Genomic DNA, 9,417 nt, shown 5'->3' with positions numbered 1-9,417 from the left:
TCGATGACAAAGCCCTCGCCGTGAGCGGCTACGACGTCATCTCGTCGTTCGGGATCGGCAACGGCGACCGTCTCCAAATTCAAGAGTGAGTGAGTAAATAATGCGCATTGCTGTGGAGGGCACGGCTCTCGAACTCGATCACAGCCCTGATGCCCTTCGTGTGGGTCTGGAAAAGAACGGGTTCGACGGCTCGTGTTTGGATGTGATCGCTCGATACGTCGATATGCACGAGACCGATACAGGGATCGCGCTCGACTATGCCCTCGCAGCGGGCGAAATCAGCTTCCGGGAGGCGATCGGCCGGGCGCGGACGCGGCTGGATCGGCTGCTCTTGGCTCAGAGCCTGGTGGCCTGTGTCCGCTACCGGGGTGGTCTCGCGGTTCCGTTGATTCACCCTGACAATGTGTATCTGTCCGGTGGCCTTCTCCGGGTGGTGCATGTCGGGCTGCAGGGCATGCTCGCTCCGATGGTGTTCGATGAGGCACGGTTCCTCGCTTCGCTTCAGGCGATGGTGTTGCAGGTGTTCCGTCCGAAGCTGACGTTCGAGCAGCTCTTGGACGGGGCGTCGGCCCTGCGGGACAAATTCTCGACCGAGGTGACGCACGCCACCACGACAGACGAACTGTTCTCGTGCATCGATGCGCAGGTGAGAGCCGAGCAGGCGGACGTCGCAGCGACAAAGGTGAGCGTCCCCAAGCGCCGGTACTCGTGGTATCGCGTGCTCGGCGTGCTCGGCTTCGTCGCGGCGCTGGTCGCTGGCGCATTCGCATGGCAGACAGCGTCGCAGAACCGTGTGCAGGCCGCGGTGGTTGCCGGTCAAGCCCGGTTCCTCGCGAGCGACTATGCGGGCACGCTGGCCGAGTTGACCGATTTCGCAGCTCCGTCGTTGCCTGCGTCTGCAAAGTATGTGCTGGCGGTGTCGAGCGTCAATCTCCACGATCTCACCGCGACGCAGAAGCAGAAGATTCTGAATACGATCTCCGAAAAGACCGACGATGTGACGTTGAACTATTGGATCGCGATGGGTCGCGGTGAGTTCGAGCAGGCTCTTGATTATGCCAAGAACCTCGGCGACGATCAGCTCACTTTACTGGCCTACACAGACCTTTATCAGGCGACGAAGCTGGATACCCAGATGGCTGGTGGCAAGAAGCAAGAACTTCTCGACGAATACGCAAAAGCGATCGAGGAGTTGACCGCGAAGCTCAACGGCACCGGCGACACGGCAGGCAAACGATGAGCGTGTTCGACACGGAGCGGCCGGCGAGCGTCCAGCGCGCGGGACTCGATTCCCGGCTCGTCCCGGCCGAGCTGCTGTTTCTGGTGTACGTACTGGACGATCAGCGCGCGATTAGGCTGTCGCTGACAGAGGAGCGTCCCTTTGTCGAGCATCAGGGTCATAAGTTCAGTGTGATCAATGATCTGCTTTACGTCGACGGCGAGAAGCTCAGCGCTGGGTTGCAGGGCGTTGGCGCACTGGAGTGCGTGGTGGTGCCAGCCGCCCGCTCGCGCACGGTGACATTCATCATTGATGGTCGCAGCGACTTCGTGATCGGCGACGACCCGAATGCCGGTATCAGGGTCGCGGATTCGCCGTTGCTCGTCCTGCACGACGACGTGCTGATCGTTGACGCCCGCGACCAGCTCGTGTACGTGAACGGTGTCCTGGTCCGCGGGAGGCAGGTCTGCGATCTCGTTGTCGGCACGGTGGTGCTCACTGCCGGCTACCTCGTGGAGAAGCGTCCGGCCCAGTTCAGGCTCACCAGCTTCGGGCCGGGGGCCGTGGTCGACCCCGCGAAGGCGTTGGTGCAGCCTGCGGTGCGGGAGTTCCCGGAAGGGTTCCCCGACTATCGGAGGTCCCCGAAGCTGAACGTGGAGGTCCGCGAGGCTGAGTTCCGGCTGCAGGGGCCCGACAAGCCGCCTTCGAAGCCGAAGAACCAGTTGATGCGGCTGGTGTTGCCGCCGTTCTTCATGATCGCGGCATCCGGTATGACGGTGATGATCACCGGCAGCAACCCCGCGATGATTCTCGGCATGGGGCTCGCGACCCTGCTGACGGCATCGTTCACGGTGTCGCAGTACGTCACCGAGAAAGCGGAGACGAAAGTGGCCGCGCTCACGCAGGAGGAGGACTACGCCGGCTACCTCGTCAGGACCGTTGCCGCAGTGACCCAGGCACACGACGAGGAGGGCAACGTACTGCGATATCAGCAGCCGAGCCTCGGGGAGCTCGTCGACCTGGTCGAGGTGTACGACCGCAGGATCTACGAGCGTCAACGCTTCAATAAAGACTTCCTCCACGTCTCCCTCGGATACTCCGACCGACCGTCGGTGGTGACGGTGTCCTCCGAGGTGAATGACAAAGACGCCAGCGACGAAGCGCGGCAGGTCGCAGAACTTGCAGCGGGATTCCAGACGCAACGCGACGCCCCGACACCGGTCGGGCTGATGGGGCAGACCCTCGGATTCGTCGGCCCGCCGGAGGTCGTCGAGGCCCAGTTGCAGGCAGTGCTGTTTCAGACGGCGTTCTTCCACTCGTACCGTGACGTGAACGTCGTCAGCCTTATCTCCCGTGAGGCGTATCGGCAGACGTGGCATGAATGGCGGCTATTGCCGCATTTCAGGATGCAGGAGCTGAACATGCGCGGGCTCGTGTACAACGACAGACTGCGCGACGTCGTGTTGAACAGTTTTTACCAGCTGCTGCAAAAGCGGAAGCAAGCGGTCAAGGACGCAGGCACGCAGAAGCCCCAGTTCGCGCCGCACTACGTGTTCACGATCTGCGACGACCGGCACCTCGCCGGCCACGGCATTAACGAACTGCTCGCCGAGGACATGAGCGAGCTGGGGGTGACGGTGATCTGGTGCAGCGAAGACGCGAAACTCCTGCCCGAGACGGTTACCGCACTCATCCAGGCGCCGAACTTCGTGAAAGGCGAACTTGTCACCAACGCTGACGTGTACGTCGCGACGCCCTTCGTCCCTTACGTCGTGCCATCGAATCTTGAGCATTCACTGCGGAAGCTGTCGAACCTGAACCACCTCGAGGTCGAAAAGAACGCCGTGCCGGAGACGTTGACCCTGCTGGAGCAGTACGAGGTCACGACCGTCGAGGACCTGCAGATCGCGCAGCGGTGGGACAGGGCCGAGCCGAACAAGTCGATCGCGTCGCTGATCGGGTGGCGCGGCCGATCCGACTCCGTGTACTGGGATTTGCACGAGCGCGCCCACGGCCCGCACGCGCTGGTCGGCGGCACCACCGGATCCGGTAAGTCCGAGTTCCTGACCACGTACCTGATCGGGCTTGCGATCAACTTCTCCCCGGAAGACGTGGGGATGCTCATCATCGACTGGAAGGGCGGTGGCATCGCGAACACGCTCGACAAGCTGCCGCACTTCATGGGCGCCATCACCAACCTCGATGGCGCGGGCACGGCGCGGGCGTTGGCGAGTATCAAGGCGGAGCTGAACAAGCGCCAGCGCGAATTCGCGGTGTACGGGGTGAACAGCATCAACGCGTACATGCCTGTACAAGCAGCGGCACGCCCCGAAGCCTGACGTGAAGTACCCGTCGAAGCCGTTGCCGCATCTGGTGCTGGTGTCTGATGAGTTCGCGGAACTGAAGGCGAACGTGCCGGAATTCCTCGACGAGCTCACCTCGGTCGCCCGCATCGGTAGAAGCCTTGGCGTGCACTTGATCCTTGCGACGCAGAAGCCCAGCGGTGTGGTCAACGACCAGATCGAGGCGAACTCGACGTCGAAGATCGCGCTCAAGATGGCGAGTGAACAGGACTCGAACGAGCTGTTGAAAACCACCGATGCGGCCCACATCACCAATCCGGGGCGCGGTTATCTGAAGGTCGGGCAGAACGAGGTCTACGAGCTGTTCCAGAGCGGTTACGCCGGCGTGCCGTACGACCCGGACGCGGTCGTCATCGAGCAGGTGGACGAGCGGATCTACACGATCAACGAGGTCGGCCAGTACGAGCTGTTCTACGACCCCGACGAAGAGGTCGAGCAGGGCAAGGACACCAGCGATCTGCCTTCACAGCTCGAAGCCGTCATCGACGCCATCGCCACCATCTTCACCGGCGACCCCAGGCTTGATCTGCCGGACAAGCCGTGGCTGCCGAACCTTGCCGAGAACATCGCCGCCCCGGAACCCGCAGGATCCGGTCTGCGGGTGCCCTTGGGCATGCTCGATATCCCTTCTCGGCAGGCGCAGGAGAGCTACGACTTCGACCTCGTGAAGGCTGGGCACACGGTTCTCTTCGGCAGCCCTGGCTTCGGCAAGTCGACCGTGTTGCAGACCTTAACGATCGGCCTCGCTCAGGCGTCGACTCCTGAGCAGGTGCAGGTCAACCTCATCGACTTCGGGAACAATGGTCTGCTGCCGCTGCGCGGCCTCCCCCATGTCGCCGATATCGTCACGCTCGAAGAGAGCGAGAAGCTCGGCAAGATGCTGGAGGGGATCGGTGGCCTGCTGGCGGCGCGGAAGCAGTCGTTCAGAGACGCCGGTGTCGCGAATCTGGAGCAGTACTCCGCGAAGACCGGTCGGCGCCTCCCGGTCGTGGTGAACGTGCTCGATGGATACGACAACCTCACCGCGAATGATCGGCGTAAGGAGCAGATCGACGACCTGCTGTTGCAGGTGCTCCGCGAAGGCGCCGGCCTCGGCGTGTATCTGGTCATGAGCGCAAGCCGGGTCGGCGGAGTGCGCATGAACATGCTCAGCAACATCTCCACAAAACTGAGCCTGTACCTCAACGACGAGAGCGAGCTCGCCCAGCTCATGGGCCGCGAACGACTGCTGCAGGTCGACGCGCCCGGCCGAGGACAGGTGGTCGTGGAGACGCCAACCGCGATCCAGTTCTACCAACCGGCTCCCGGCGAAACCAGCGCCGAGACGCTCGCCGCGCTCGAAGCGCAGGTCGCCGCCCTCGACGCCGCCTGGATGGGGAAACGGCCTGCGCGGATCCCGATGGTGCCGCGGGAGCTCACGCCGGAGGCGTTCGCCGGGTTAGCGACGGTCACGACCGTCGAGAGCAAAGGCGGCGTGCCGTTGGCATTGTCGAAGGCCAGCACAGAGGCACGCGGGTTCTTGCCGCGCTCGCAGCCGTTCTTCCTGTTCGCCGCCAAGGACGACGAGCAGGAACTCCTCTTCCAGCAGACTCTGCTCTCTCAGGGCGGGAGGGTGAACACAAGCTTCCTGGTCATCGACTTCGACGAGCGATTTGACGAGACACTCGAGCGCACGCCGCTGCCCGTGAACTTCAGCTACATCACGAGCAAGAGCGACGCGAGCGAGATCGTCGCCGGCATCGTCGCGTACCTGAGCCTCAACAAGCAGAAGGTTCAGGGCGCCCCTCTGGTGCTCGTGATCGCGAACCTGCCCGACTTCATCGCCGTCACCGGGGTGAAACCGGAAGACTTCGTGCTCGCGGTGAAGAACACCTTCAAGTCAGGGCTGGACTTCATGATCTTCAGTAGGCACGACTACCTGGCCAAATCGTTCGACCCGGTGCCCAAGCTTCTGCGGGAACAGAAGTTCACCGGCTTTGTCGGTGCTCGCGCCTACGACAGCCCGCTGGTGAAGGGCATGGGTAAGTCGACCGAGCCGGAGCCGAGCATCGACGAGCCGTACTTCGTGTTGCGCGGTGGCAGCGCCTTCGAGAAGGTCAAGCTTCCCCAGGCCCAGGAGCAGGCGCATGACTGAGGCACAGGAGCTGCTGCCCCTCGGGACGGCCGTCGAGATCGAAGGAGACGACGGCATCTACGTCATCATCGCGCGAGGCTTTCAGAAGCATGACGACGGCTTCCTCGCCGGTTACAAGGGTGTGCCCCACCCGCAGGGCGCGGCGGCCGGAGTGCGCGAGATCGTGATTCGACAGACGCAGATCACGACCGTTCTCCACCGCGGCCACAGCAACGACGAAGACAGAGCGTTCGCGGAAGATCTGCTCGAGAACGCGAAGGCCCCGCCCAAGGTCTCGCCGCCTCCCGCCGCGGAACCCGCTCTGACCGTCGACCTCGCCACACCGGCCGCTGTCCCGGCACCGGACGAGGGGGCGGGAGCGCCACTCAAGAGAGTGAAAGACGCCACAGACCCATTTAGTGAGCTACGACGCAAAGGAAGACAAGCATGACCGATCTGCAGCCTGACTCCGTGCATGAGGAGAGTCGCACGTTCTTGCCGTTGGGAAGTGTTGTGATTCTGAAGGGTTCCGTGAAAAAGCTAGTTATCGTCAGTCGCGGATCGATCGTGAAGGATCAGTTCTTCGATTACGGCGCATTCCTGTATCCGGAGGGCATGGTCGATACGAATGTCGCCTATTTCAATGGCGACGATATTGCGAAGATCGTGTATGAGGGCTATCGCGACACTGATGACGAACTTGTGCTCGCGATCCTGAATAACGCGTACATTCGGTTCCAGCAGGAACACCGTCCGCCCGCGGCTGTTCCTGCGCTGGCGGCGCCTGCTCGGGTCGCCGCGGATGACTTGTTCGCTGGTGTTCGCGACCTGGGAGACGACGATGAATGAGGAACAGGCGTTGGCGCAGGTGCAGGAACTCGACGATGTCATCAGCCAGCTGAACGCGGTGCGTGGCGAGGCGGACGGGTTCCAGGTCGATGACTATAAGGATGCGGGCGGGGCGCTGTGGGCTGGGGAGAAACGCACCTCTTTCACAGGTGCTCTCGACGCGGCAAAGTCGGATCACGCTCGAATCAGCGACCAGATCGGGCAGGCGATCGGTGACTGTAAAAACAAGCAACGCGCGCTCGCGTTCTCTATCAGTCCGCTCGAGCATCCGATTCTTTCCGCGCAGGCTCTCGCGATAGCGGTGAGCTGAACGAGTTGGTGGGGAGGCGGTAGACGATGGGTTCAGACACTCGAGGCATACGCGACGGGTTTCATGAGGAGACTCGGGCTGTGTCGACGCTCACGTCGGGTGTGGCGGAGACGAGTGATGGGTGGGAACAAGGTGGTGACCTGAATGTTCCGGGGGTCACGGCTGTGTCGGAGATTCACGCGGATCTGTTCAGGCTGATCGGGACGTATGGTGCGTTGGCGCAGAAGGACACGGGTGAGTTCGACCAGCTCGGGGTGAGTATCGAGGTGCAGGACGCGCAGGATGCGCAGGGCGACGGGGTGCAGCAGTGAGTGTGGTGGAGTTTTCCGCGGATTCGTGGCAGGCGTCTTCTCCGGGGCTACAGAAGAGTCTCGCGGACCGGATGGAGGCCCTTGATGCGCTCGCGCAGGGGCTTGAGAGTCTCGCGGGCTCGGAGAACATCAGCGGTCAGGGTGCTGACGCGATGCGCGCCTATATCCGGGAAGTGCACGTCCCGATCGTGCAGTCGCTGCTCGTGTGCCTATCCACCTTCCAGACCGCGATTGGCGTGTATTGGAGCGGGTACTCGCAGGTTGACACGGACGGGAATTTCCGGCTCGTGAACGACGAGTACGACGCCCATCTTGCCCAGCTCGATACCGGTATGGAGCAGTTGCGGGGGTTCGCGGCCGATCTTCGGTCGATTGCTGCTCGCGCATCGCATCTGGTGTCGCTGGACGGCGCGGGGGCGTCCGCGGCGGATGCCGCTGCGGAGGGTTTCGAGCGGATGCGGTCGATCGCGAAGTCTCAGCAGGAGACGTGGGCGGCGTATGAGGCCACCGATCCTGGGTTCGATCAGGTCAAGAACCTTCTCGCCGAGTTGAACCGGGTTGTCGGGGATGTGGGGAATCTGACGGTCGGGCAGGGACGCTCCTACCAGGCGGGGAGCTTTAATCTGACGTTGCGGACCTTGGGGGAGCTGACCGGGGGAATGGTGGAGTATTGCCGGCAGAATCAGGAGGTCGCGTCCGCTGGGTGGGAGGCTCTGTTCTCGGGGTATGCCGATGATGTGAAGGCGGAGGCCGAGCGGAAGCGGACAGAAGACGCTCTCTGGGGGATGCTGTGGGATGGTTTGCAGGTCGCTGCGGGTGTGGTGGTCACGGCCGTCGGGGTCGGTTTGACGCCGTTCACGGGGGGTGTCTCTCTGGGACTGGTTGCCCTGGGTGGTTCGCTCGTGGTGGGTGGGGTGAACAGTGCCATCAATCACGTCTCCATCGCGACGACCGGCGAGGAGTTGAACCTGATCGGGACGGCGTCCGAGCAGGTGGGCCAGTGGTATGACGCCACTATCGCGCAGCCCGCGATCGCGTCCGGCGATAAACGCCTCCAGTTCCTCGCCGGGCTCGGTTCCGGGGTCGGAGACCAGGTCAGCGGGGCGCTGCAGATGAACGTGCAGGACACGGTGACCGGTGTGTTCACCCTCGTGACCAGTGACGAGGCGCGCTCCCAGTTGTGGAACCAGCTGACCACGACGGCCGGGCAAGTCGCCTCGGGGGACGGGTTCGTGATCGGCCAGATCGCCGGGAACCTTCTGCCCCTCGGGTCAGTCGCGAAGGTCGGCAAGCTCGAGAACCTGATCAACAAAGCCGACCACCTCGAGGGCTTGATCACCAAAACCGACGACCTTGGGCGCCTGACCTCCAAGGTCGACGACCTTGGGGGTCTGACCACGAAGGCTGATGACCTTGGGGGTCTGACCACGAAGGCTGATGACCTTGGGGGTCTGACCACGAAGGCTGATGACCTTGGGGGTCTGACCACGAAGGCTGATGACCTTGGGGGTCTGACCACGAAGGCTGATGACCTTGGGGGTCTGACCACGAAGGCTGATGACCTTGGGGGTCTGACCACGAAGGCTGATGACCTTGGGGGTCTGACCACGAAGGCTGATGACCTTGAGGGCCTGACCTCCAAGGCCGACGACCTTGAGTCCGGGAAACCCGTCACGATCTCCACCCCGAGTGACACCACCAGCGCACTGGACTGGCTCAAGGACCGCCTCGGCGGGGGAGGGATGAAAGTCAGCGACGAGTTCGACCCCACGATACGGCCAGCAGACGGCGTTGACGGGTCGGCCGCGAAGTCGCATGGTGTCGACCACCCGGGCGGTAATGATGCTCCGGGTCCGGTGAAGTATCCGACCGGCCGGTTGCCGAAGCGTGGTGTACCGAACTCTTTCGGGTACGATTCTGACGGGGTTCGTCTTCCCTACGCGAATAGTCGCCCTGCTTACGCGCCAGGACAAGTCAAAAGGGTGTGGAGGGAAACCCGCAAGAAACAAGTGAGCGACATCAGGGCCGGCCGGCCGGAGGCGCCGCCGAGGTGCCCCAAGCGGCATCAGCTCTGGGTCAAAGACAAGTCAGGCGACTGGAAACTCATCGAGTGGCGACCCGAACAACCCCGCGCTGGCCTCTGGGACATGGGACACCTCCCAACGGCCAAATATGCCAAACTTCGAAACCAGTACCTCAATCATGAAATCACGAAGGAAAAATTCTTAGAAGAATATCACAAAGCGGAGAAT

At 62.7% G+C, this 9,417-nt stretch carries 8 protein-coding genes; all 8 read left to right on the top strand.

Annotated features, from left to right (window positions below):
* The first annotated feature begins 100 nt into the window (after positions 1 to 100).
* Positions 101 to 1,240, top strand: a complete 1,140-nt coding sequence (gene essB, locus B0H03_RS15660) for a type VII secretion protein EssB (protein WP_104265144.1) — start codon at positions 101 to 103, stop codon at positions 1,238 to 1,240.
* Positions 1,237 to 3,558, top strand: a complete 2,322-nt coding sequence (locus B0H03_RS16955; RefSeq protein WP_202130223.1) for an FtsK/SpoIIIE domain-containing protein — start codon at positions 1,237 to 1,239, stop codon at positions 3,556 to 3,558. Before essB ends, B0H03_RS16955 begins: the two co-directional genes overlap by 4 nt.
* Position 3,559: 1 nt before the next feature.
* Positions 3,560 to 5,716, top strand: a complete 2,157-nt coding sequence (locus tag B0H03_RS16950) for an FtsK/SpoIIIE domain-containing protein (protein ID WP_202130224.1) — start codon at positions 3,560 to 3,562, stop codon at positions 5,714 to 5,716.
* Positions 5,709 to 6,146 carry a DUF4176 domain-containing protein gene (locus B0H03_RS15650; protein ID WP_104265143.1) on the top strand — a complete coding sequence of 146 codons (438 nt, stop codon included), beginning with the start codon at positions 5,709 to 5,711 and terminating at the stop codon, positions 6,144 to 6,146. Before B0H03_RS16950 ends, B0H03_RS15650 begins: the two co-directional genes overlap by 8 nt.
* On the top strand, positions 6,143 to 6,544 hold the full coding sequence (locus tag B0H03_RS15645) for a DUF4176 domain-containing protein (protein ID WP_104265142.1): 402 nt from the start codon (positions 6,143 to 6,145) through the stop codon (positions 6,542 to 6,544). Before B0H03_RS15650 ends, B0H03_RS15645 begins: the two co-directional genes overlap by 4 nt.
* A gap of 10 nt (positions 6,545 to 6,554) precedes the next feature.
* Positions 6,555 to 6,854, top strand: a complete 300-nt coding sequence (locus B0H03_RS15640; RefSeq protein WP_127843970.1) for a hypothetical protein — start codon at positions 6,555 to 6,557, stop codon at positions 6,852 to 6,854.
* An 80-nt stretch (positions 6,855 to 6,934) separates the two neighbouring features.
* A complete protein-coding gene (locus tag B0H03_RS15635; protein ID WP_104265140.1) occupies positions 6,935 to 7,165 on the top strand; it encodes a hypothetical protein in 231 nt (76 codons plus the stop codon).
* Positions 7,162 to 9,417: GH-E family nuclease (locus B0H03_RS15630; protein ID WP_338103528.1), on the top strand; the 2,256-nt coding region annotated here is incomplete at its 3' end. The genes B0H03_RS15635 and B0H03_RS15630, both read left to right, overlap by 4 nt.

Origin of the sequence: Rathayibacter iranicus NCPPB 2253 = VKM Ac-1602 (genome assembly GCF_003149025.1) — a bacterium.
In the GTDB taxonomy this organism is placed as follows: Bacteria; Actinomycetota; Actinomycetes; order Actinomycetales; family Microbacteriaceae; genus Rathayibacter; species Rathayibacter iranicus.
Note: the sequence above shows the minus strand (reverse complement) of the source record. Positions and strands in the feature narration are given on the sequence as shown.